Below are 23769 nucleotides of genomic sequence, written 5' to 3' on the forward strand. Positions count from 1 at the left end.
TCCTTACTTGACGGGCTTGACGCTTTCCAGGTGGCAGCGGACGCTGCCGTCCGGCATCGCGCGCGGCGGCGGGGCGGTGCCCGCGCAGGGCTCGAACACCGACGGGCAGCGCGGGTGGAACGCGCAGCCGGACGGCGGGGACAGCGGGCTCGCCGGTTCCCCGGACGGCGCCGGGGCGCGGCGCGCCCGCTGTGCCGCCGGGTCGGGGAGCGGGGCCGACTCCAGCAGCACGCGTGTGTAGGGGTGGGCGGGCTCGCGGTAGACGCGGTCCGCGTCCCCGGTCTCCACCAGCCGGCCGAGGTACATCACGCCGACCTGATGGCTGATGTGGCGCACCACGGCCAGGTCGTGTGAGATGAACAGCAGGGCCAGGCCGAGGTCGCGTTGCAGCCCGGCCAGCAGGTTGATGATCTGGCCCTGGGTGGAGACGTCCAGCGCGCTGACGGCCTCGTCGCAGATGACGAGCCTCGGGCCCACCGCCAGGGCGCGGGCGATCACGACGCGCTGCCGCTGCCCGCCGGACAGCTCGTACGGGTAGCGGTCGGCGTGGTGCGAGGCCAGGCCGACGTGGTCGAGCAGTTCGAGCACCGTGGCACGGCGGCGCGACCGGGGGACCGGCTCCGCGCGGCGGCCGATCGCCTGCTCCAGTGCCTGCGAGACGAGGTGCCGGGGGTTGAGCGAGGCCAGCGGGTCCTGGAAGACGACCTGGACGGCCTGTCGGTACCACCGCGGCGTGCGGCGGCCGAAGGCGGTGACGTCCTGGCCGTCGAAGACGATCTGTCCTGCGGCGGGGCGCACGAGGCGCAGCACGGCGCGTCCCGTGGTGCTCTTGCCCGAACCGGACTCGCCCACCAGGCCGAACGTCTCGCCGGGGGCGATGTCGAAGGACACGTCGCGGACGGCGTCGAAGTGGCGCGGCCGCCCCGACAGCAGCCCTGGCAGCCCGCGTCCTGTCTCGTAGGCGACGCGGAGGTTCTCCACCCTCAGCAGCGGGTCCGTGATCGGTTTCATGGTCGGCTCCGTCCGAGGGCCAGCTCGTCGCGGCGCAGGCACCGGCTCCCGCTCTCCAGGGCCACCGGCGCGGCCGCGCAGGCGCCGACCGCGAAGTCGCAGCGCGGATGGAAGCGGCACCCGTCCGGCTGCGCCCACGGCGGCGGCACGGTCCCGGGCAGCGTGGGCAGCTCCCCGGCGACCTCCTCGCCGCGCGGCGTCGCGGCCAGCAGCGCGGCCGTGTAGGGGTGGCGCGGGGTCGAGAACAGCTGTTCGGTGGACGCGGTCTCCACCACCTGCCCGGCGTACATCACCGCGACCCGGTCGCAGACGTCGGCGACGACGCCCAGATCGTGGGTGATCAGCAGGATGGACATGCCGAACCGGCCGCGCAGGTCCAGCAGCAGGTCGAGGACCTGGCGCTGCACGGTGACGTCCAGCGCGGTCGTCGGCTCGTCGGCGATGAGCAGCCTGGGGTCGCAGGCGAGCGCCTGGGCGATCATCACCCGCTGGGCCATGCCGCCGGAGAACTGGAACGGGTAGTCGGCGAGGCGGCGGCGCGCGTCCGGCACCCCGGCCAGCGCGAGCAGCTCGGCGGCCCGCTCGCGCGCCTCCCTCTTCGACAGCCGGGCGTGTGTGCGCAGCGGTTCGCAGATCTGGCGTCCGACGGTGTGCACCGGCGACAGCGCGTCCTGCGGGTCCTGGAAGATCATCGCGATGCCGCGGCCGCGGATCCCGGTCAGCTCGTCGTCGGAGAGGCCGGTCAGCTCCCGCCCGTCCAGCCGGATCGAGCGGGCCGTGACCGTCCCGGGGGACGGCACGAGCCCGGCCGCCGACAGCGCGGTCATCGTCTTGCCGCACCCGGACTCGCCGACCAGCCCGAAGACCTCGCCCTCCGCCACGTCGAAGGACACGTCGTCGACGACGGCGACCGGCGGGCCGTCCTGGCCGGGGAACCGGACGCTCAGACCGCGAACCGACAGCAACGCCGTCCCGGCGTCCGGCTCCGGCGGCGGCCCGGTCTTCGTCACGAGCGCGTCGCCGTCGCCGTCGGCCTCGACGTGCTCGTCCTGCCTGGCGAGCAGGGGGCCGCGGCGGCGGGAACGGCCCCAGGGGAGGGCCGTGGCGCCCTCGCGGCCGAGCGCGTCGCGCAGGCCGTCGCCGAAAAGGTTGAACGCGAGCACGGTGCCGGTGATCGCCATCCCGGGGAACACCGGCAGCCACGGCTGCTCGGCGGTGTAGGTGCGTGCCTTGTCGAGCATCTGGCCCCAGCTCGCGGTCCCGGTGTCCACGCCGAGCCCGAGGAAGCTCAGCATCGCCTCGAAGAGCTGCGCCAGGCCCAGGAAGATCGACGCCTGCACCACCAGCGGCCCGGCGACGTTCGGCAGGATCTGCCCGAACATGATCCGCGGCGACCCGAGCCCGAGGACGCGCGCCGAGTCCACATACGGCCGCTCCCGCTCGATCAGGACGGCCCCGCGGGTGATGCGGAGCAGGTTCAGCGCGAACACGATGCTGATGGCGAGCATCGCGTTCGTCAGGCCCCGGCCCAGCGCCGCGATGATCGCGAACGCGAACAGCAGCGTCGGGATCGACCCGGCCACGTCCACCAGCCGCATGGCGATCCGGTCCCACCAGCCGCCGAAGTAGCCGATCAGCAGGCCCAGCGGGACCCCCACGACCACGCCGAGCGCGACCGCCTGGAACGATGCCTGCAACGCGACCCGGGACCCGTACATCATCCGCGAGAGCTGGTCGCGGCCGAGCTCGTCGGTGCCGAGCCAGTGGTCGCCGCCCGGGCCGGTGAGCCGGACGGCGAGGTCCACCCTGTCCGGCGGATGGGGCGCCAGCGCCGGGGCGGCCACCGCCACGACGACGAGCCCCAGCAGGTAGAGCCCGCACGCGACGGTCACCGGCTGGCCAAGCAGCCGGCGCAGGACCCGTGACCACCGCGTCCGTGCCGGGCGCGCCTGCGCGCTCGGCGTCACCTCGGCCAGGACGTCCACGCTCACTGCGGCCTCGCCTTCGGATCGAGGAGCCCGTACCCGACGTCGACGGTGAGGTTGATGAGCACGACGATGCAGCCCACCAGCACCACGCCGCCCTGGACGAGCGGGATGTCGTTGCGGACGACGGCGTCCAGCAGCAGCGTCCCGATCCCCGGGATGCCGAACACCCGCTCGATCACGAAGCTGATCGCCAGCAGCGTCGACAGCTCCCAGCCGACGACCGTCAGCACCGGCGGCATGGCGTTGCGCAGCGCGTAGCCGAACACGATGCGCCGGCGGGGCGTCCCGGTCGCCCGCAGCGCCTGCACATACGTCGCGCGCAGCGTCTCGGTCATCGCGCCCCGCGCCTGCCGGGCGATCACCGCCGCCGAGTGCGTGCCCAGCGCGACGCACGGCAGGACGAGCCCGTACGCCCACGCGCCCGGATCGTCCGCGAACGGCGTGTAGCCGATCACCGGGAACCACCGGAGCTTCACCCCGAACGCCAGCACGAGCAGCAGCGCCAGCCAGAACCCGGGCATCGCCAGGCCGAGCGAGGCGACGCCCGTCACCGCGCGGTCGATCAGCGAGCCCGACCGCAGCGCGCTGTAGACGCCGACGGGCAGGCCGATGAGCAGGGCCACCAGCAGCCCGCCGACGACCAGGCCGAGCGTCGCGGGCAGCCGTTCGGTGAACGACGCGAGCACGGCCTGGTCGGTGAACAGCGACCGGCCGAGATCGCCGCGGACGGCGTCGCCCAGCCACGAGCCGAACTGGACGATCAGCGGCCGGTCGTAGCCGAGCGCGTGGCGCATCTCCGCCCGCTGGGCCTCGCTCGCCCCGTCCCCGAGGACCTGCTTGACCGGGTCGGTGTTGGTCGCGCGCACCAGCAGGAACACGAAGACCGACACCATGAACAGCAGCGGGACCAGGGCGGCCAGCCGGGTCAGGAGAAGCCTTCTCATGCCGTCCTCCACGTCCTCATGCCGTCCCCCGTGTCGCTCATGCCGTCCCCTCCGGTCACCGCTGCGGGAGGGCTTCCCGGTACCGGAAGGCCGAGGGCGCGAAACGGGTGGGGACGATGTTCGTCACGCGCTTGGCATCCCAGGCGAACACGATGGGGTAGCTGAGGAAGCCGCAGTCCAGCGCCTGGTCGTGGATGAGCTTCGTCATCTGCTGCCACACCGCGTTCTGCTTGGCGCCGCCGGGCTCGTTCAGGCCCTGCTCCGCCAGCCGGTCGAGCTCCGGCGTGCCCACCTTGTAGGGGTTGCCGGCGCCCTCGGCGCTGAACCGGTAGCGGTAGTAGTCGTAGGGCCCGGAGTCCTCGCTGGTGCTGGTGTTGTACGCGGCCGGGTACTTGCCGGTGTCGAAGGTGCTGAAGTACTGGGCCGTGGACATCTTCTCGACCTTCACCTCGACGCCGGCCTCGCCGAGCTGCGTCCGCACCAGCTCGCCGAGCAGCTCGGTGCCGGGGAACACCGGGAAGCTGAAGCTCACGCGCTTGCCCGCGAGCAGCGCCTTGGCCTGGCCCGGGTTGTGCGGGTACGCCTTGACCTGCGGGTCGTGGCCCGGCTGGCCGGCGTCGAAGCGCTGGTCGTAGGTCTCGCCGAGGCCGTCGAACTGCCCGGTGAGGATCGCCTTGGGGTCCAGCGCCTGGCAGATCGCCTGCCGAACCTTCGGGTCGGCGAACGTCTTCTTCCGGTCGAAGAACAGGAAGTGGTAGCGCAGCGCCGGGTACCAGAGGCTCTTGAAGCCCTGCGACTCCGCGCGCTTGCGGGTCTCGGGCAGCAGCGCGGCGACGTCGACCTTGCCGGTGGCGAGCGCGTTGAACAGCGACTCGTCGTCGCCGATGGCGTAGATCTCCAGCCGCTTCGCGCCGACCTCCTTCGGCGCGTAGTACTTGTCGAAGTAGTCGAGCACGACCTTAGAGTCGCGGACGGTCGCGGACGCGTTGTACGTCCACGGCCCGGTCCCGGCGGGCTTGTCCTTGAGCGACTTGTCCTTGATGGACTTGGGGCTCAGCATGTAGCCGCCGCGGTCGGCGAGCTGCGCGACGAGGGTCGGCGCCGGGCGCTTGAGCTTCAGCCTGACGTGGGTCGCGTCCTCGGCCACGACCTCGGAGACCGGGTCGAGCATCGCCTGGTACTGGCTGGGCTCGCTGCGGATGCGGGCGAAGTTCGCCTTCACCGCCTCGGCGTCGAACGGCGTCCCGTCGTGGAAGACGACGCCGGGCCGCAGCGTGAAGGCGATCTCCTTCTGGCTCTGCTTCCATGAGCTGGCGAGGCGCGGCTGGACGGTGTTGCCGTTCGCGGCCTTCTCCACCAGCCCCTGGTAGACGGTGGAGATGTAGGTGGTGTTGGGCTTGTTGAGGTTGTCCCAGTTGTCGAGTGTGAAGCCGACTCCGAACCGCAGGGTGCCCTGCGGTCCCGACGCGTTCCCCCGCCGCCCGCCGGCTGGCTCGTCGCCGGCCGAGCAGGCCGTGAGCACGACCGACGCGGACAACAGGGCCACGAGGACGGACGATCGATGTTGCTTCATGGCTGTCCCATCGAGCGATGATTGCGGAAAGAGCTCCCCGAGGTGCTCAGTGTCGGCGAATGCGTGCAAACGTTAGTCATCGCAGACTAAGATTGTGAAGCCTGCTTGGCAAGGCTGTGCCGGTACAAAGACGATGTGCCTCTACAAACGATTGTCGAGAATTTGATGACCGAACCCGTCACCCTTCGCGATGTGGCCGACCGGGCGGGAGTGCATGTCGCCACCGCGTCGCGCGCGCTGAACCCGGCGGCGCGCTCGCGGCTGAGCGAGGCGACCGTGCGCCGGGTGCGCAAGGCCGCCGAGGAGCTGGACTACCGTCCCAACGCCATGGCCCGCGGCCTGAAGACCAGCCGCTCGATGTCGGTCGGGCTGCTCGTCCCGGACCTGACCAACCCCCTGTTCCCGCCGATCGCCCGCGGTGTGGAGGACGTGCTCGCGGGTGCCGGTTACACCACGTTGATCGCCAATACCGACAACGACGACGAGCGGCAGAGCCGGCAGCTCGCCGCGTTGCGGGCCCGGCAGGTCGACGGGCTGATCCTGGCGACCGCGCACCGCGACGATCCCGAGTTGGCCGAGTTGGCCGGGCAGGTGCCGCTCGTGCTGATCAACCGGAGGGTGGAGGGGTTGACGGCGCCCGCGGTGATCGCCGACGACCAGAGCGGGATCGCCGCCGCGGTCCGGCATCTGGTCGACCTCGGGCACCGCCGCGTCGCGCATGTCGCCGGGCCCCAGCACACCACCACAGGGCACTCGCGGTCGCGCGCCTTCCGCCAGGCGATGGAGGACGCCGGGCTCCCGCCGGGCCCGGAGCTGGTCGCGGAGGCCGACGCGTTCACCGAGGCCGCGGGGGCCCGCGCGTTCCGCCTGCTGCTGGACGGCCTGTCGGACGACGACGGCTGCACCGCCGTGGTCGCCGCCAACGACATGATCGCCCTCGGCTGCCTCGACGTCGCCGAGGAGCGCAGGCTGCGCTGCCCGCGCGACCTGAGCGTCGTCGGCTTCAACGACATGCCGTTCGTCGGCCGGCTGACCCCGGCGCTGACCACCGTGCACGTCCCGCACTATGAGATCGGGGCCGAGGCCGCGCGGATGCTGCTGGAGCGGCTCGCCGACCCCGGGCTACCCCGCAAGTCGGTCACGCTGCCGGTCAGCCTCGTCGTCCGCGGCTCCACTGCCGCCCCAAGGACCGCCCCAAAGACCGCCTCAAAGACCGCCCCAAAGACCGGCCGACGACCCCGCTGAACCGACCGCCCCCGCTGGTCGGCTCCCGTTGAGTCGGCGGCCGCTGAGCCGTCCCGCGGTCAGCGGCGCAGGTCGCCGAACGCCGGGCCCGCCCAGGTGATCTTTCCGTCCACGAGCGTGAGGTCGGCGCCGACGGCGGGGATCTCGTCCTCGGGGACGTGGAAGTAGTCGCGGTCGAGGACGGTCAGGTCGGCCAGCATCCCGGGCTGGAGCCGTCCGCGCTCGTCCTCCTCGAAGCTGAACCAGGCCGCGCGGTGGGTGTAGAGCTCCAGCGCCTCCTCCCGGGTGAGCAGGTCGTCGTCGGCGCGGATGCGGCGGCCGCCGATCGTCCGTCCGGAGACGTACCAGTGCAGGGCCGTGAACGGCCGGTACGACGCCACCCTGATCGCGTCGGTGCCGCCGCCGACGGGGACGCCCGCGTCCAGCAGGGCGCGCAGCGGCGGCGCGTGCTCAGCGGCCTCGGGCCCCCACGCGCCGATCAGGTCCTCGCCCTCGAAGCGCAGCATCGCGGGAACGAGCACGCCGACGCCCAGGTCGGCGACGCGGCGCACGCCGTCCACGCTGAGGCCCTCGCAGTGCACGATCGTCCAGCGCAGCGGGGCGAGTGGGACGTCGCGGTCCAGTTCCCCCCAGAGGTCGAGCACCATGTCGAGGGTGTCGCGGCGGATCGCGTGGATCTGCAGGGGCCAGCCGTGCAGGGCCGCCTCGGTGAACGTCTCGCGCAGCGCGTCCCGCGACTTGGCCGACAGGTCGGGCGCGCGGTGGAACCCGTCATGGACGGCATAGTGGATGATCTCGCCCATGCCGAGGACGCGCAGCATCCCGTCGCCGAAGCCGGGCGCGGTGTAGCGCAGGTAGCCGGGCAGTTCCTCGGCCTCGGCGCCGGGCCTGGACGCGTGCATCGTCGGACGCGTCCGCACCGTGAGCTCGCCGCGCCGCCACGTCTCGTACAGCGCGCGGTAGGTGTCGGGGCCGGTGTTGCTGCCGCCGCCGTCGATCAGCCCGGTCAGCCCGGCCGCGCTGAACACGCGGGACGCGGCGGCGGTCGAGGCCACCTGCTCCTCCAGCGACGGCACCGGAAGCTGCCAGTACAGCCAGCGCAGCGCGGGCATCCCGCGCAGGACGCCGGTGGGACGGCCGTCCGCGCCGGCGTCGAGCGCGGCCGGGTCCACGCCCTCGGCGACGGCGCGGTCGAGCCCGACCTCGGCCAGGGCGCGCGTGTTCAGCATTCCCCACGCGTACATGTACTGGACGAACACCGGATGGTCGGGCGCGATCGCGTCCAGTTCCTTCCGGGTGGGGGCGCGGCGTTGGGCGAACTGGTCCGGGTGCCATCCGCCGACGACCTTGAGCCAGGTGCCCGCCGGACGGTCCCGCGCCGCCGCGGCGACGCGTCCGAGTGCCGTGTCCAGGTCCGGCACGTCCTCCCAGCGGATCTCCTCGTTCCAGGTCAGGCCGGCGCGGACGAAATGGACGTGGGCGTCGATGAGCCCCGGCACGGCGCGGCGTCCGCCGAGGTCGATCACGCGGGCGTCCGGCGCGGCCCGGCGCGCGGCGTCCGCGGAACCGGCGGCGACGATCCGGCCGCCCCGCACGGCCAGCGCCCGCACCTCCGGTGGGGTGCCGTCGGCGGCCAGGGTGGTGATGCGCCCGTTCACCAGGACGAGGTCTGTGCTGCTCACGGATGGCTCCTCTGAGGTCTGTCGCCGGTGTCCGGCGCGCGGGAAGCCGCCACGTGAGTCTTCATTCCGAAGGCGGTGGATGTCAATCGTTTGCTCAATCAATCGAGTCTTCTTCCGCTCCAACTCACGTTGTCCTGCCTGTTGGCGCTCGAGCTTGGGCTTGACGCCTCAGGGTCGATCCAATTATCGTCGCAAACGATTGCACAATCGTGGCAGGGAGTGATCCGGTGGACGACGACGTGAGCGGCACCCGGGTCGGCTGGATCGGAACCGGCCGCATGGGGTACGCGATGGCCGAGCGGCTCGCCCGCTCCGGGCGTCCGGTGAGCGTGTGGAACCGCACCCGCCGGAAGGCCGAGCCGCTGGCCGAGCACGGCGCCGTCATCGTCGACGAGATCACGGACCTCGCGGCGGCGGACGTGGTGTTCACCATGGTGTCCACGGACGACGATCTCCGCGAGGTGCTCCTGGGGCCGGGCGGGCTGCTCACCGCCGCCGGCCGCGTGCCCGGAGTGATCGTGGACTGCTCCACGGTCTCCGCCGAGGTCTCCCGCGAGCTGCGGGCCGCGGCGCGCGAGCGCGGCGCCGACCTGCTGTGCGCGCCGGTGAGCGGCAACGGCAAGGCGGTCGCCGCGGGCCGGCTGAGCATCGTGGTGTCCGGTCCGCGGGAGGCGAGCGAGCGGGTCAGGCCGCTGCTGGAGACGATCGGCCGGGCCGTCACCCATGTCGGCGAAGACGAGGCGGCCCGGCTGGTCAAGCTCTGCCACAACCTCTTCCTCGGGGTGGTGACCCAGGCGCTCGCGGAGGTGACGGTCCTGGCGGAGAAGGCGGGCGTGCGCCGCCGCGACTTCCTGGAGTTCATCAACGACAGCGTTCTCGGCTCGGTCTTCACCCAGTACAAGACGCCCGCGCTGGTCCATCTCGACTACACGCCGACGTTCACCACCGAGCTCCTCCGCAAGGACTTCGACCTTGGGCTGGAGGCCGCCCGCGAGTTGGAGACCCCGATGCCGGTGACCGCCCTCGTGCACCACCTCGTCCAGGCGGCGATGGGCCACGGCCACGCGGCCGAGGACTTCGCTGCGCTGCTGTCGGTCCAGGCCGCCGCCGCCGGGCTCGACCTGGTCGCCGACGACGAGCCGGTCGGCGACGGGCTGACCGGGACCGTCGGCGACGGACTGACCGGCGCCGCGGGTTAGGGGAGGAGGCGAGGATGACGAGTCCGCCGCGTCCCGTCCCGGCGCCCGGCCCCATGGCCGTGGACTTCGAAGAACGGGTCGACTTCCGCCGCCTGCGCGAGTACCGGCTGAGCCGCGCGCGCCGGGCCATGGACGACAGCGAGCTGGGCGCCCTGCTGTGCTTCGACGTCAACAACATCCGCTATCTGACCAGCACGATGATCGGGGAGTGGGCGCGCGACAAGGTCGCCCGCTACGCCCTGCTTCCGCGCTCCGGCGACCCCTTCGTCTGGGACTTCGGTTCCGCCGCGCAGCACCACCGCCTGTACGCGCCGTGGCTGCGTCCGGAGAACTCCCGCGCGGGGATGCTCGGGCTGCGCGGCTCGATCGCACCCGAGGCGGGGCTGCTGCGGAGCGCGGTCGCCGAGATCAAGGGCCTGCTCGCCGACGCCGGGCTCGACGGCGCGCCGGTCGGCGTCGACATCGCCGAGCCGCCGATGCTGTTCGAGCTGGCCCGCCAGGGCGTCGACGTGCGGGACGGCCAGCAGGTGATGCTGGACGCGCGGCAGATCAAGTCCCCGGACGAGATCGCGTTGCTGAACACGGCCGCCGCGATGGTCGACGGCGTCTACCACGAGCTGGCGGCGGCGCTGCGTCCGGGCGTCCGGGAGAACGAGCTGGTCGCGCTGGTCAACCGGCGGCTCTACGAGCTGGGAAGCGACGACGTCGAGGCGGTCAACGCGGTGTCGGGGGAGCGTTGCAACCCGCACCCGCACAACTTCTCCGACCGTCTGATCCGGCCCGGCGACCAGGCGTTCTTCGACATCATCCAGTCGTTCAACGGCTACCGGACCTGCTACTACAGGACGTTCGGCGTCGGCCGCGCCACCCCGGCGCAGCGCGACGCCTACACGCGGGCGCGCGAGTGGATCGACGCGGCGATCGAGCTGGTCGAGCCGGGCGTCACCACTGACCAGATCGCCCGGGTGTGGCCCGCCGCCCACGAGTTCGGCTTCCCGGACGAGATGGCGGCGTTCGGCCTCCAGTTCGGGCACGGCCTGGGCCTCGCCCTGCACGAACGGCCCGTCATCAGCCGCCTGAACTCCCTGGAGCATCCGGTCGAGCTGCGCGAGGGCATGGTCTTCGCGCTGGAGACCTACTGCCCGGCCGCCGACGGCTTCTCCGCCGCGCGGATCGAGGAGGAGATCGTCGTCACCGCCGGCGGGCACCAGGTGATCACCCTGTTCCCCGCCGAGGAACTGTTCGTCGCGAACGAGTACTGAATCCCGGTCGGCATCGTCCCGACCAGCATCATCCCGACCAGCACCGAATTCTCAGCCAGCATCGATATTCCAGCGAGGTGAAGGATGACCGTCCACACCGGCGCCGCCGAGCTCACCGAGGCGACCCGGCTGCGCGTGTACCGGCTGCTGACCGAGCTGCGCCGGTTCGAGAAACGGGCGCACGACCTGTTCCTGCGCGGCCTGGTGCCCGGCACCAGCCACCTGTCGCTGGGCATGGAGGCGATCGCCGCGGGGTTCGCCGCCGCGATGCGTCCCGGCGACCTGACGTTCGCCACCTACCGAGGCCACGCGCACACCCTCGCCCGCGGGGCGCCGATGCCCGCGGTGATGGGCGAGCTGCTCGGCCGCTCCACGGGGCTGATGGGCGGCAAGGGCGGCTCGATGCACCTGACCAGCGCCGAGCACGGCGCGATGGGGTCGTACGCGATCGTCGGCGCGCACCTGGTGGTCGCCAACGGCGCCGCGTGGGCGGCCCAGCACCGCGGCACCGGGCAGGTCGTGGTCTGCTTCTTCGGCGACGGCACCACCAACATCGGCGCGTTCCACGAGGCGCTGAACCTCGCCGTGGTGTGGCATCTGCCGGTCGTGTTCGTCTGCGAGAACAACCTGTACATGGAGTACACGCGGATCGAGGACGTGACCGCCGTGCCGCGCCCGGCCGCCGACCGGGCGGGCTCGTACGGCCTGCCGCCCGTCGTCGTGGACGGCAACGACCCCGACGCCGTCTACCTCACCGCCGCCGAGGCGATCGAGGACGCGCGCACCGACGGCGGCCCCGCCCTGATCGAGGCGGTGACCTACCGGCACGGCGGTCACTCGCGGGCCGACCCCGGCAAGTACCGCCCGGCGGACGAGGTGGCCGCGTGGCTGGCCCGCGACCCCGTCCCGGCCTATCGCGCCCGCCTCACGGCGGCCGGGATCCCGGAGGAGACGCTGCACGAGATCGACGAGTCGGCGCAGCGCGCGGTGGACGAGGCGACGGAGCAGGCGCAGGCGGCGCCGCGTCCCGCCCCGGAGACCGCGCTGACCGAGGTGTGGGCGGACGGAGGCGGGCAATGGCGGAACTGACCTATCGCGCCGCGGTGGCCCGCGGCCTGGCGCAGGAACTGGCGCACGACCCCGACGTGGTGTTCCTCGGCGAGGACGTCGCCGCCGCGGGCGGGGTCTTCAAGGCGACGCCTGGCCTGCTGGACGCGTTCGGGCCGGAGCGCGTGCGCGACACGCCGATCTCCGAGCAGGCCATCCTCGGCGCGGCGATGGGCGCCGCGATGAACGGCCTGCGCCCCGTCGCCGAGATCATGTTCTCCGACTTCCTGGCCGTCTGCTGGGACATCGTGGCGAACCAGATCGCCAAGACCCGGTACATGGCCGCCGGGCAGTTCACGTTCCCGCTGGTCATCCGAACCGCCAACGGGGGAGGGCTACGTTTCGGCGCCCAGCACTCCCAGAGCGTGGAGAACTGGGCGATGGCCGTCCCCGGCCTGAAGGTCGTCGCGCCGTCCACACCGGCCGACGTCATCGGACTGCTGGCCGCCGCCGTGCGTGACCCCGACCCCGTCCTGTTCTTCGAGCACAAGGCGCTCTACCCGGTCAAGGGCGAGGTGCCCGACGGGGAACTGGTCGACCGGCTCGGAACCGCCCGCGTGGTGCGCGAGGGCGGCGACTGCACGATCGTCGCGCTCGCGGCCATGGTGCCCCGGGCCGTCGCCGCCGCCGAGCGCCTGTCGGGCCTCGGCGTGGAGGCGGCCGTGGTGGACCTGCGCTCGCTCGTTCCCCTCGACGTCTCCACCGTGCTCGACTCCGTCGCCCGGACCGGACGCCTGTTCACCGTCGAGGAGAACCCCCGGCTGTGCGGCTGGGGCGCCGAGGTCGTCTCGCTGGTGGCCGAGGAGGCGTACGGGCTGCTGGCCGGGCCGCCCGTCCGTATCACCACGCCGCACGTCCCGCTGCCCGCTGGGGAACTGGAGGACACCGTCATCCCTTCGGTCGACCGCGTCACCGACACGATCGCGAAGGAGCTGAGCACGTGACGGCCGCCGTGCGGGGCGCACCGGCAGATCTTCTCGTCGACGGGACCTGGCGCGCCGCGTCGGGCGGACGCCGGTTCGCCGTGCACGACCCGGCCACCGGCGAACCGATCGCCGAGGTCTCCGACGCGACCGCGGACGACGCCCGAGCGGCGGTCGGAGCGGCGCATCGGGCGGGCCCGGGGTGGGCCGGACGACCTCCCCGGGAGCGCGCCGAGATCCTGCGCCGCGTGCATGACCTCATGACCGGCGACGCGGCCCGGCTGGCCCGGCTGATCGTCGCCGAGAGCGGGAAGGCGTTGGCCGACGCGCATGCCGAGGTCGCTTACGCGGCCGATTTCTTCCGCTGGTACGCGGAAGAGGCGGTACGCGGCGCAGGCGAATTTCTTCGTGCGCCGAGCGGCGGGCGGCACATCCTCGTCCTGCACCGGCCAGTCGGCGTGTGTGTGCTGATCACCCCCTGGAACTTCCCCGCCGCCATGGCCACCCGGAAGATCGCCCCGGCGCTGGCGGCGGGCTGCTCGGTCGTTCTCAAGCCCGCGGCGCTCACCCCGCTCACCGCCCTCGCCGTGGCCGAGCTGACCGAACGGGCCGGGGTCCCGCCCGGCGTGGTCAACGTCCTGCCCACCCGCACCCCGGACGCCGTCGTGCGCCCGATGCTCGCCGACCCGCGCGTCCGCAAACTGTCGTTCACGGGCGGCACCGCCACCGGGCGGACGCTTCTGGAGCAGGCCGCCGGGCAGATCCTCAACTGCTCCATGGAACTCGGCGGCAACGCACCGTTCCTGGTGTTCGCCGACGCCGACCTGGACGCGGCGGTCGAAGGCGCCCTCGCAGCCAAGATGCGCAACGGCGGTCAGGCGTGCACCGCCGCGAACCGCTTCTATGTCGAGCGCCCCGTCCATGCAGAGTTCGTCGCCAGGTTCGCCGCGGCGATGGGCCGGCTGCGCGTCGGGCCCGGCCTGGACGAGCGGACCGACGTGGGCCCGCTCATCAGCGCCGCCGCCCGCGACGACGTCGCCGCGCTCGTCCAGGAGGCCGTGGACGGAGGTGCCCGCCCGCTGGTCGGCGGTCATCCTCTCGAAGGGCCCGGCTACTTCTTCCCACCGACCGTGCTGACCGATGTCCCGCCCGGTTCCCGCGTCCTGCATGAGGAGATCTTCGGTCCCGTCGCTCCCGTCCTGCCGTTCGACACCGAGGACGAGGCCGTCGCCGCCGCCAATCACACCGAGTACGGCCTCATCGCCTACCTCTACACGAGCGACCTTGACCGCGGCCTGCGTCTGACGCACGCCTTGGAGACCGGCATGGTCGGCCTCAACCAGGGGGTCATCTCCGACCCCGCCGCCCCGTTCGGCGGCGTCAAGCAGAGCGGCCTGGGCCGCGAGGGCGGCCACCATGGCCTCCTCGACTACCTGGAGCCCGTCTACGTGGGCGTGGCCGAACCTCGGCGGGACCGGCGACGTGCGTTCACCCACGCCGTCGCGCAGTGGGGTCAATAACAGGTTCACCGTGAAGCCCAAGAACTACCCGAACCTGCTGCAGCGCGGCCTCGAACTTATGGGAAGTAAACCTCTGATCGCCGCGAGCTCCGCAATGCCGTCCACGCGATCGGCTCTCGATCGTTCGCCACTCGCTGGGACGGGCCCGGAGCCCTCTGATGACGTGAACGGGCACGGGACGCTGATTTCCGAGATCTGATGACGCGTGCTCCCGCGTGAACCCGCCTGAGAGGGTCCAAGTCGCTAACGAACGACTAACTGATGATCAAAAGGCCGGTCCCGCGCTCTCAGGAACCGGCCTGTGACCTGGTATTTCCTGTCGGGACGGCGGGATTTGAACCCACGACCCCTTGACCCCCAGTCAAGTGCGCTGCCAAACTGCGCTACGTCCCGGTGCCCGTTGGAAGCGGGCCTGATTACTGTAGCGCAGTCCGTGGGGTCCTGCGTAACGAGATACGGGGCCGCGGGGCTCTGGTAGGCAGGCCTGATGGTGTCTTTGCGGATGGGGCTTGCCGGGGTGGTGTGCCTGGGGCTGGTGTGCGGGTGCGGTGCCGGGGGCGGTGGGGGAGGGGCTCGGTCGGTGAGTGAGAGTCCTGAGGCGTCGGTGCGGGGGTCGGAGAGGTCGCGGCCTGCTGTGCGGGTGCCGGACGGGGTGCGGGCGTCCTATGTGGTGTTCGATCGGGCGGCCGGGCGGGTGGTCGTGGAGCGGCGGCCGCGGCAGGTGTTCCGGTCGGCTTCGGTGGTGAAGATCTTGCTGGCGCTGGACTACCTGCAGGGGCGTGAGGTGTCGGCGGCCGATCGGAAGCTGCTGGGCGTGATGCTGCGGTCGAGTGACGACGGGGCCGCCACCGAGTTCTGGAGGCGGGGCGGGCAGCGGCGGGTGATCGAGCGGATGGTCCGGAGGGTGGGGCTGCGGGAGACGGCGCCGCCGCCCGCGGAGAAGCCCGGGTTCTGGGGGTACACGGCGCTCAGTGCGCGGGACGTGGTGCGGACGTACCGGTATCTCCTGGACGAGGCGCCCCAGGCGCAGCGGGAGTTCGTGCTGGAGCAGTTGCGGAAGTCGACGCCGTGCGGGACGGACGGGTTCGACCAGACGTTCGGGATTCCGCGGGCGGCGGAGAGGCCGTGGGCCGTGAAGCAGGGGTGGTCGGGGTTCGGGGACTCGCCGGCGGAGCCGTGCCGGCGGGGGCATCCGGTGGCGTGGCGTCCGGATCTCGGGATCGGGCGGCCGGTGCTGCATACGACGGGGGTGGTGGGGGAGCGGATCGTGGTGGTGCTGACGCTGCATCCTGCGGGCACGTCGTTCCGGACGGCGGCGGCGAAGATCACGGAGCTGACCGGGCAGCTGGTGTGATGTAGGTCACAGGAGTGGGAACGGTTGTCTCTGAGGACGGTCACCGGAAGCGGTCGATACGGGGCGTCAACGGAAAGCTCGGGCAAAGATCTGGGCTGTTTGCGAACTTTGGGGCGGATAGTTCGAGGGTGACGTATGTAGCTTTTTTCTCCCAGGCACCAGCGCCGAACGGGGGACAGGGTTGGCGGATGCGGAGGGCACCTGGACGCAACCCGGGGTGCACGTTGCGGATCTTGACGACCTGCGGGACGCCGCGCACGCCCGCGCGGTGCTGTCCGAGGCGCGGGTCGTGCTGGCCCGGCGGCTCGGGGTGCCGCCCGGCGAGGCCCTGCAGCATCTGATCTGGCTCGCGCGCGACCTGGACATGGAGCTCAGCGAGGCCGCGTCGCTGCTGGTCAAGGACGGGGGCGCCGGGCCCATGGGGGCCGTGGCCGCGGGACGGCGGGCGCCGCTAGCGGAGGGCGGGACGGCGGAGCGCCAGGCCGTGCTGTCGGAGGCGGAGGACGTCCTGCGCCGGGTGACGGCCGAGGACACCGCGGGCGACGCGGAGCTCCTCGCCGGGGTGCCGGACGACCCGGCGGCGAGGGCGGTGCTCGACGGGGCGCTCGACTCGTCCGCCCATCTGGTGCCGGTCAGGGGGCCGGACGGGAACGTGGCCGACTTCCTGTTCGCGGAGCTCAACGGCGTCGCGCAGGACATGTTCGGGCGGGGGCGGGAGGAGCTGACCGGGCGGCGGCTGCTGCAGACCGACCCCGGTGCGGTGCTGAGCGGGCTCTTCGACGACTACGTGGAGGTGCTGGAGGGCGGGACGTCCTTGGAACGTTCCTCGATCCGGTACTCGACCGCGCAGCGCGGGCTGTCCAGGTCGTCCAGGATGAGCGTGCGGTGCGTCGCCGTGCCGACCGGCGTGTGCGTGACCTGGCGTTACCACCACCGCGAGGACCGGGTCGCGCGGCGGCTTGACCGGGTCGAGCGGCTGGCCCTGATGGGGTTCGGCGAGTGGGACCTCGCCACGGGCGAGGCCGACTGGACGCCGCAGATGCTCGCCAACTACGGGCTCGGCCCCGACGAGGTGCCGCCGATGCCGCACGACCTGCCGAAGGTGGTGGCGGACGACGACCTCCCGCTGGTCGAGGAGGCCGTCCAGACGATGTTCTCGCGCCGGGAGCCGGTGGAGGCGGAGCACCGCGTGATCGGCCAGGACGGGACCCCGCGGCACCTGTGGGTGTTCGCCGAGCCGGTGCTGGGCGAGTCCGGGCTGCCGGTGTCGATCAACATCGTCTCGCAGGACATCACGCGGCGGCGCGGCGTGGAGCGGGCGCTGGCGGAGACCCGGCGGCAGATGCTGAAGCAGCAGGAGCGGATGGCGCAGGAGCGGCGGGTGGCGGTGACGCTGCGCCGCGCGATCCTGCCGGACGAGGACGAGGTGGAGCAGCTGCCGGGCCTGCGCACCGCGATCCGCGCCCTGGCGGCGGAGAGCACCGCCCGCATCGGCGGCGACTGGTTCGCGACCCGGGCCCTGCCGGACGGCCGGTCGATGTTCGCGATCGGCGACGCGGCAGGGCACGGCCTGCCCGCGGCGGCCGCGATGGCGCGCACCCGGAACGGGCTGCTGGGCCTGGCCTGCACGAGGGAGCCCGCCGGACGGCTGGTGGGCTGGCTGAACGAGCTGGTGAGCACCATGGACCCGCCGGCGACGGGCACCGCCGTCGTCGCCCAGTTCGATCCGCGCGGGCGCGTCCTGGAGTGGACGTGCGCGGGCCACCCGCCGCCGATCCTGATCAGGGACGGGCGGGCGGTGGCGATGGAGGCCGTCCGGGATCCGCTGCTCGGCGCGATGCCGGACTGGGAGTACATGACGATCACGACCCGGCTCAGCCCCGGCGACATGCTCTTCCTCTACACCGACGGCCTGGTGGAGCGCAGGGACGCCGACCTGGACGAGCGGATCGCCCGCCTTACCGGCATCCTGCGGGACTGCGCCACGCAGCCCGAGATGTTGCTCGACGACGTCCTGGCGCGGATGGAGCACGACCGGGCGGCGGACGACACCACGCTGTTCGCCCTGCACGTGGAGTGACCGGAACCGCCCTTGACCTGCGATCATCGCATTCTGTGACGTGCGTCTCACCTGTGCGGGCGCGGACGGCGGCCGCGGGACGGATTCGGCGGGCGGCGGACGGCGTCGTCCTGGGGTTCTTTACCATTTGCGCGGCGGCGGGTAAGGCCGCGCGGCAAAGGGCTGAGGGCCGGTCGCGGAAAGATCGGGAAGACGCCGCGCCCTGACGGTGTTGGTGGTTCCTTGAGAGGGCTTTGAGCAGGCACGACCGAGTTTGGTGCCTGATTTGCTTTCTTTGGGAAGGTTGGTACCTTCTATCCGAATCACGCAACGCGTCCCATGCGTTGCCTCCGGCCGTTCAGTTGCGGCCGAAGATCGCGGAGCGGAAGCCGCACGCGATGCGCGCCCAACGGCGGGCGCCGCCATTTCAAGATCAGTCAGTGAGAACAATCCGTAGCACCGCCCCCGCGGTGCGAGGCCGAGTCCGTCCCGGTCCACCCGACCGGAACGGAGCCGGGGACCCAGGTTCCAGGGGTGAATCGGCGCGTCCGAGAGCCGCGCCGTAGGGCTGCTTCCATGCCCGAATCCGTCAGCTAACCCGGTAGGCGTCATGGGAGATAGGAGATTCCCCGCATGACCGGTCGTTTCGATCGACTTTCCCTGCACACCCTCACGCCCGAGGACAAGGCCGTCGGCGTCGCCGTGGGCGCCGTCCTCGCCGGAGCCGTCGGGCTCGCGATCTTCAACCCGCTCACCGATGACCGCGCCGTGGCCGAGACCTCGGCCCAGGCGGCGGCGGTCGCCGAGAAGGGCGGCGTGTCCCACGGGTCCGCCAGGTCGGACAAGGCCCAGGCCGGGACCCTCTCGGCCGCCGAGGCCCGCGCGCAGGGCTTCAAGGTTCCCCCGCGCGCGGTCAAGCCCACCGAGGTGATCAAGCTCGCGGAGAAGCAGGTCGGCATCTCCGAGGGCAAGGGCGGCATGACCAAGTTCCACAAGTGGTACGTGTCGACCCCGCATGCCGCCGCGACCGCCGAGCGCGACGGCGGCTTCCCGGTGAAGGACTACAAGGGCGCCCAGTGGTGCAACATGTTCGTCTCGTGGCTCGGCGCCCAGACCGGCGTCAAGAACATGGGCTGGGACGCGTACACCGTCCAGCACGCCACGTGGTTCAAGAAGACCGACCGCTGGGGCAAGAAGCCCAAGCCCGGCGCGGTGGTGTTCTTCGACTGGAAGAACGGCTCGCGCGGCGACATCGGCGACATCGACCACGTCGGCCTCGTCGTCAAGGAGAACAAGAACGGCACCGTCAGCACCATCGAGGGCAACACGGACAACGCCGTGCAGAAGAAGACCCGCGACAAGTCGGAGATCGTCGGCTACGGCTACCCCGACTACGCGTCCTGACCCCTCGCGTCCTGACCTTTGCGCAAGGCGTGTCTGACCTGTTCACGCAAGGGGCCCTGGCCCTTCGCGCAAAGGGCGTTCCGCCGCTCCACCGGGGCGCGTGGATCGCGTGAGGTGAATGGCGTCATCCGAAGGCGTCCGGTTCCGGCCGGGCGCCTTCGGGTGTTGCGGGGGGATGTAACCCTTGTCTCCGCCGAAGGCGGGTAATGCCGAGCATTGACAGCCTTTGATCGCCCTTGGACCTCAACACGGCGTTCCTGGATAGGAATCCGTGCACGCGTCCGGGCGGGACCCGGGAAGCGCGGGAGGGAGGCCCGAGGCCCATGCGGGTGCGCCCGGACGTCAGCGTCGTCGTGATCGCCTACAACGACGCGCGGCGGCTGCCGAGGGCGGTCGCCTCCACGCTGGCGCAGTCGCTCGGCGGCGTCGAGACGGTGATCGTCGACGACGGGAGCACCGACGGGACGGGCGAGGCCGCCGACCGGCTCGCCGCCGCGCATCCGGGACGTGTCAGGGCCGTGCACCTGCCGTCGAACTCCGGGGGCTGCGGGCGGCCCCGCAACACCGGGATCGAGGCGTCCGCCGGCCGGTACGTGATGTTCCTCGACAGCGACGACCTGCTCGACCGGCACGCCTGCCTCAACCTGTTCGCCGCCGCCGAGGACGCGGGCGCCGACCTGGCGTCCGGGCTGTGCGAGCGGATCTTCCTGGACGTGCCCGCGGGCGCGAAGGAGCGCGTCCGCCCCTGGTTTCCGTGGCTCTACCGGCGAAGGGCCGTGTACGGGCCGCTGGAGGAGCATCCCGACCTCCTCTACGACACGCTGTCGACGAACAAGGCGTACCGGCGCGACTTCCTGGACGAGCACGGCCTGCGCTTCGTCGAGCGGCTCCACTACGAGGATCTGCTGTTCACCACGGAGGCGTACCTGGCCGCCGAGCGGACGGCGCTGATCCCGCACCGCGTCTACACCTGGCTGGTCCGGGAGCGGACGCCCGCGCCGTCGATCTCCAACCGGCGCGCCGAGCTGGCCAGCTTCGCCGACCGGCTGGAGATCCACCGCCGCATCGACATGCTGTTCGCGCTGCGCGGCGCCCACGGCCTGCGGCGCGCCAAGGACGTCAAGTTCGTCAACCACGATCTCGTCCTGCACCTGCGCGAACTGCGCGACCGCGAGCCGTCCTACCGGGCGCGCTTCCTCGACCTGGCGGCGGGTTACCTGGCCGAGCTCGACCCCCGGGCGTTCGAGGAGGCCCGTCCGCTGCCCGCGATCGCCGCGTACCTGATCCGCGAGGGCGATCACGCGGGCGCGCTGGCGGCCGCCGAGCAGTGCGGCTCCGCTCCGCGGCCCGAGCTTCGCGCGCCGCTCGTGGAGCGGGACGGGCGGGTCTTCTGGGGCACGGGCCGTCCGCGCGGGGCGCTCGCGCGCCGCATCCTGGACGTCACCGACGCCGGTTTCCATCTGCGGCCGCTCAGGGAGCTGCGTCCGGCGAACACGGTGACGCGGCTGGAGGTGCGGGGCGGGCGCGTCCGCATGGCCGGGTATGTGCTGAACCCGCTGGGACGGGTCCGCCCGGACGCGGAACTGTCCGGGACACTGGAGTTCACCGACCGGCGGCACCCCGCCCGGAAGGGACGGGTGCGGGCGGTCGTCCGGCACGAGGGCGACCGGCTCGGCTGGCGGGCCGAGTTCGATCCTCGGGCACGCATCCGGCCGGTTGGGTTCGTCGACCCGGTCTGGGACGTGCGCCTCCGCGTCCGGGTGGACGGCGAGGACGTCGTCACCCGGCCCGGCGAGGGCCCCGGGTCGCCGCCGCTGGACGGTGTCGAGCTGCCCGTCCGGCCCCGGCTGACGCGGCTCGCCGCCGACCGGCTCCGCTCGTACGCCACCGCCGGCGGACATCTGGCGTTCGCCCTGGAGACGGGTTCGCCGTGGGCAAAGCTCGCGGCGGCCGTCGCGCGCCGCGCCGCCCGGTCCCGGGCGGGACGGCTGGCGCGACGGGTCATCGGGCGGCGGGCGCGGCGGGCACGGCGGGCGGAGACGGCCGTCCGCCGCACGCTGACGTCCCGCAAGACCAAGATCGCCGTGTTCAACCGGGTGCTGAGCCGCCTGCCCGTCCGGCCGGGCCTGGCGGTCTTCGAGAGCCACCTGGGCCGGCAGTACTCGGACAACCCGAAGTACATCTACCGGGAGCTGCGCCGGTCGGGGCGGCCGGTGCAGGCCGTGTGGTCGTACGCGTCGTCCCCGAAGGGCTTCCCGCGGGACGCCAGGCTGGTGCGGCGCGGATCATGGGCGTACTTCCTGGCGCTCGCGCGGGCGCGGTACTGGGTCGACGACCAAGGATTCCCGGACGGCCTCCGCAAACGCCCCGAGACCACCTACATCCAGACCTGGCACGGGTCGGCGTTCAAGCTGATCGGCCTGGACCAGCCGCGGGTCAAGCGCGGCCCCGCCGCCGAGAAGGCCCGGCTGCGCCGCAGGGTGGAGCGGTTCGACTGCTTCCTCGTCCGGTCCGGGCACGACGTGGAGACGCTGTGCGCCGGGCTCGGCGTGCGCGCGGAGCTGCTCCCGGCCGGGTATCCGCGCAACGATCCCCTGGTCAACGGCGTGGACGGCGATCCGGAGCTCGCCGCCGAGGTCGCCCGCCTCCGCCGCTCGCTCGGCCTGGACGCGGACGGCGGCCGCCGCGCCGTGCTGTACGCGCCGACGTTCGCGACCGGGCCGAGCGGGCGCCCGGGCAATTCCGGGGGGCGGTCCCCCCGCAGGGACCGGGTGCGGCCGCTGGAGCCGCCCGTCCGCCCCGAGGTGTTCGCGCGGGAGCTGGGGGAGGAGTTCGTGCTCCTCGTCCGGCCGCACTACCTGGGCCGCGCCGACCTCCCGCCGGGCGCCCGCGCGGTCATGCGGGACGTCGGCGACGTGCCCGACGCCGTCCCGCTGCTGCTGCTCGCGGACGCGCTGATCACCGACCACTCCTCGATCATGTTCGACTTCGCGCTGCTCGACCGGCCGATCGTCCTGCACCTCCCGGACGGCCGCGACCGCGCCGCCGGCTACTTCGACCTCGAACGGCACGCCCCGGGCCCGATCACCCGCACCGAGGACGAGCTCGTCGCCGCGCTCGCCGACCTGGACGCCGCGGACGCCGTCCACGCCCCCCGCCGCCGCGCGTTCGCCGGACGGTTCGGCGAGCACGACCGCGGCACCGCCGCCCGCACGGTGGTGGACCGCTGTTTCCCGGCCGCCGGGCCGCGCCGAAGGGGGGACCGCCATGGCCGCACCGCGTGACGTCTTCATCGTGTGCAACAACGTCGACGACCTGGGCGGGCTGCAACGGTGGGCGCACCACCTGGCGCGGCTGCTCGCCGGGCGCGGCGACCGCGTCACACTCGTCGGGATCACGCGCGGGACGCGGCCGTTCCACCACGGCCGGGACGGCTCGTACGCCGTGGAGGTGCTGCACAGGGACTGGCGGCCGCCGGCGATGGCCTGGCGCCCGGCGACGCCGCGGCAGCGCCTGGACGCCGTCGCCCGCGGCCGCGACCTGTGGCGGCGGGCGGTCCAGCGGCGCGGCGCCGCCCGTCTCTCGGAGCTGTTCGCGGGCGCCCGGCCGGGCGCGGTCGTGATCGCGGCGCAGGTGTGGGCGATGGAGTGGGTCCGGCTGGCCGACACGTCCGGGCTGCGGGTCGTGGGCATGAGCCACGAGTCGTACGCGGCGACCCGCGCGTCGTCGCGGTACCGGCGGGTCAGGGAGCACTACGCGGACGCCGACCGGATGCTCGCGCTGACCGCCGAGGACGCCGACGCCTGGGCCAGGGGCGGCATGACCAACGTCGACCACATCCCGAACGCGCTGCACGTCACGCCGGACGTCCATCCGACGCTCGACCTGCCGGTCGTGGCGTGCGTCGGCCGCCTCTCCTACGAGAAGGGCGTGGACCTGCTGCTGGAGGCGTGGGAGCGGGTCTCGGCGCGCCGTCCGGGCTGGCGGCTGCACGTCTACGGCAGCGGTCCGGACGATGAGCGGCTGCGGGCGCGGGCGGACGCGGCCGGGCTGTCCGGCTCGGTGGAGTTCAGGGGCGTGGTCGCGGACGTGGAGGAGGCGCTGGTCGAGGTGTCGATCTTTGCGCTGCCGTCGCGGGCGGAGGGCTTTCCGATGTCGGTGCTGGAGGCGATGGCGTACGGGCTCCCGACGGTCGCGTTCGACTGCGCGCCGGGCGTCCGGGCCCTCCTCGGGGCCGGGCACGGCGGCGGCGTCCTGGTCGAGCCGGGCGACACGGCCACGTTCGCCCAGGAGCTGGAACGCCTCATCGACGACCCGGACCTGCGCCGCGTCCTCGGCGGCGAGGCCCGCGCCTCGGTGCTGAGGTTCCACCCGGACGCGGTGCTCGCCCGCTGGGACCGCCTCTTCGACCTGCTCCACCGCGACCTGCCGCGCGACACGGCGGACGAGCCCGTGAAGGACGAGAAGGAGCCCGCCATGGAGAGTGATTCTTTCTAAC

Annotated in this window: 16 protein-coding genes, 1 tRNA gene and 1 riboswitch; of the genes, 11 read left to right on the forward strand and 6 right to left on the reverse strand. The window is 72.6% G+C overall.

Annotated elements, in window-relative coordinates; genetic code table 11:
* Positions 1–3: 3 nt before the first annotated feature.
* From ACH34T_RS23250 to ACH34T_RS23265, 4 genes are read right to left on the reverse strand one after another with little or no spacing between them, the layout of a single operon-like run.
* Entirely contained in the window at positions 4–1011 is a 1008-nt protein-coding gene (locus ACH34T_RS23250; RefSeq protein WP_396023000.1) for an ABC transporter ATP-binding protein, read from the reverse strand.
* Entirely contained in the window at positions 1008–3002 is a 1995-nt protein-coding gene (locus ACH34T_RS23255; protein WP_396023001.1) for a dipeptide/oligopeptide/nickel ABC transporter permease/ATP-binding protein, read from the reverse strand. The genes ACH34T_RS23250 and ACH34T_RS23255 overlap by 4 nt, the downstream gene beginning before the upstream one ends.
* On the reverse strand, positions 2999–3943 hold the full coding sequence (locus ACH34T_RS23260) for an ABC transporter permease (RefSeq protein WP_396023002.1): 945 nt from the start codon (positions 3941–3943) through the stop codon (positions 2999–3001). The genes ACH34T_RS23255 and ACH34T_RS23260 overlap by 4 nt, the downstream gene beginning before the upstream one ends.
* A 55-nt stretch (positions 3944–3998) precedes the next feature.
* Entirely contained in the window at positions 3999–5516 is a 1518-nt protein-coding gene (locus tag ACH34T_RS23265) for an ABC transporter substrate-binding protein (RefSeq protein WP_396023003.1), read from the reverse strand.
* Between the two features lie 165 nt (positions 5517–5681).
* Between ACH34T_RS23265 and ACH34T_RS23270 the strand changes: the two genes are divergently transcribed.
* Positions 5682–6761 carry a LacI family DNA-binding transcriptional regulator gene (locus ACH34T_RS23270; protein ID WP_396023004.1) on the forward strand — a complete coding sequence of 360 codons (1080 nt, stop codon included), beginning with the start codon at positions 5682–5684 and terminating at the stop codon, positions 6759–6761.
* Between the two features lie 59 nt (positions 6762–6820).
* On the opposite strand, the gene ACH34T_RS23275 is transcribed toward ACH34T_RS23270, so the two are convergent.
* The gene (locus tag ACH34T_RS23275; RefSeq protein ID WP_396023005.1) at positions 6821–8443 is read right to left on the reverse strand and encodes an amidohydrolase; all 1623 of its coding nucleotides are present in this window, start codon (positions 8441–8443) and stop codon (positions 6821–6823) included.
* Positions 8444–8670: 227 nt separating this feature from the next.
* Between ACH34T_RS23275 and ACH34T_RS23280 the strand changes: the two genes are divergently transcribed.
* The 5 genes from ACH34T_RS23280 to ACH34T_RS23300 all read left to right on the forward strand — a co-directional run bounded on the left by ACH34T_RS23280 (position 8671) and on the right by ACH34T_RS23300 (position 14454).
* Entirely contained in the window at positions 8671–9642 is a 972-nt protein-coding gene (locus ACH34T_RS23280) for an NAD(P)-dependent oxidoreductase (protein ID WP_396023006.1), read from the forward strand.
* 14 nt (positions 9643–9656) lie between these two features.
* Complete coding sequence (locus tag ACH34T_RS23285) at positions 9657–10904, forward strand: M24 family metallopeptidase (RefSeq protein ID WP_396023007.1); 1248 nt, start codon at positions 9657–9659, stop codon at positions 10902–10904.
* Between the two features lie 84 nt (positions 10905–10988).
* The gene (locus tag ACH34T_RS23290; protein WP_396023008.1) at positions 10989–11993 is read left to right on the forward strand and encodes a thiamine pyrophosphate-dependent dehydrogenase E1 component subunit alpha; all 1005 of its coding nucleotides are present in this window, start codon (positions 10989–10991) and stop codon (positions 11991–11993) included.
* A complete protein-coding gene (locus ACH34T_RS23295; protein WP_396023009.1) occupies positions 11981–12955 on the forward strand; it encodes an alpha-ketoacid dehydrogenase subunit beta in 975 nt (324 codons plus the stop codon). The genes ACH34T_RS23290 and ACH34T_RS23295 overlap by 13 nt, the downstream gene beginning before the upstream one ends.
* Positions 12952–14454 carry an NAD-dependent succinate-semialdehyde dehydrogenase gene (locus ACH34T_RS23300; RefSeq protein ID WP_396023010.1) on the forward strand — a complete coding sequence of 501 codons (1503 nt, stop codon included), beginning with the start codon at positions 12952–12954 and terminating at the stop codon, positions 14452–14454. Before ACH34T_RS23295 ends, ACH34T_RS23300 begins: the two co-directional genes overlap by 4 nt.
* Positions 14455–14773: 319 nt before the next feature.
* On the opposite strand, the gene ACH34T_RS23305 is transcribed toward ACH34T_RS23300, so the two are convergent.
* Positions 14774–14847, reverse strand: a tRNA-Pro gene (locus ACH34T_RS23305).
* 187 nt (positions 14848–15034) lie between these two features.
* Between ACH34T_RS23305 and ACH34T_RS23310 the strand changes: the two genes are divergently transcribed.
* The 5 genes from ACH34T_RS23310 to ACH34T_RS23330 all read left to right on the forward strand — a co-directional run bounded on the left by ACH34T_RS23310 (position 15035) and on the right by ACH34T_RS23330 (position 23768).
* Positions 15035–15808: a hypothetical protein gene (locus ACH34T_RS23310; protein ID WP_396023011.1), complete on the forward strand. Its 774-nt coding sequence runs from the start codon at positions 15035–15037 to the stop codon at positions 15806–15808.
* Between the two features lie 217 nt (positions 15809–16025).
* Positions 16026–17888 (forward strand): SpoIIE family protein phosphatase, encoded by a 1863-nt coding sequence (locus tag ACH34T_RS23315; RefSeq protein WP_396023012.1) that lies wholly within the window; start codon positions 16026–16028, stop codon positions 17886–17888.
* Between the two features lie 445 nt (positions 17889–18333).
* Positions 18334–18490, forward strand: a riboswitch (cyclic di-AMP (ydaO/yuaA leader).
* Positions 18491–18500: 10 nt separating this feature from the next.
* Positions 18501–19271: a CHAP domain-containing protein gene (locus tag ACH34T_RS23320; protein ID WP_396023013.1), complete on the forward strand. Its 771-nt coding sequence runs from the start codon at positions 18501–18503 to the stop codon at positions 19269–19271.
* Between the two features lie 323 nt (positions 19272–19594).
* The gene (locus tag ACH34T_RS23325) at positions 19595–22555 is read left to right on the forward strand and encodes a CDP-glycerol glycerophosphotransferase family protein (RefSeq protein ID WP_396023014.1); all 2961 of its coding nucleotides are present in this window, start codon (positions 19595–19597) and stop codon (positions 22553–22555) included.
* Positions 22539–23768 carry a glycosyltransferase gene (locus tag ACH34T_RS23330; protein WP_396023015.1) on the forward strand — a complete coding sequence of 410 codons (1230 nt, stop codon included), beginning with the start codon at positions 22539–22541 and terminating at the stop codon, positions 23766–23768. The genes ACH34T_RS23325 and ACH34T_RS23330 overlap by 17 nt, the downstream gene beginning before the upstream one ends.
* Position 23769 lies beyond the last annotated feature (1 nt).

This window comes from Actinomadura sp. 9N215 (assembly GCF_044326345.1).
In the GTDB taxonomy this organism is placed as follows: Bacteria; Actinomycetota; Actinomycetes; order Streptosporangiales; family Streptosporangiaceae; genus Spirillospora.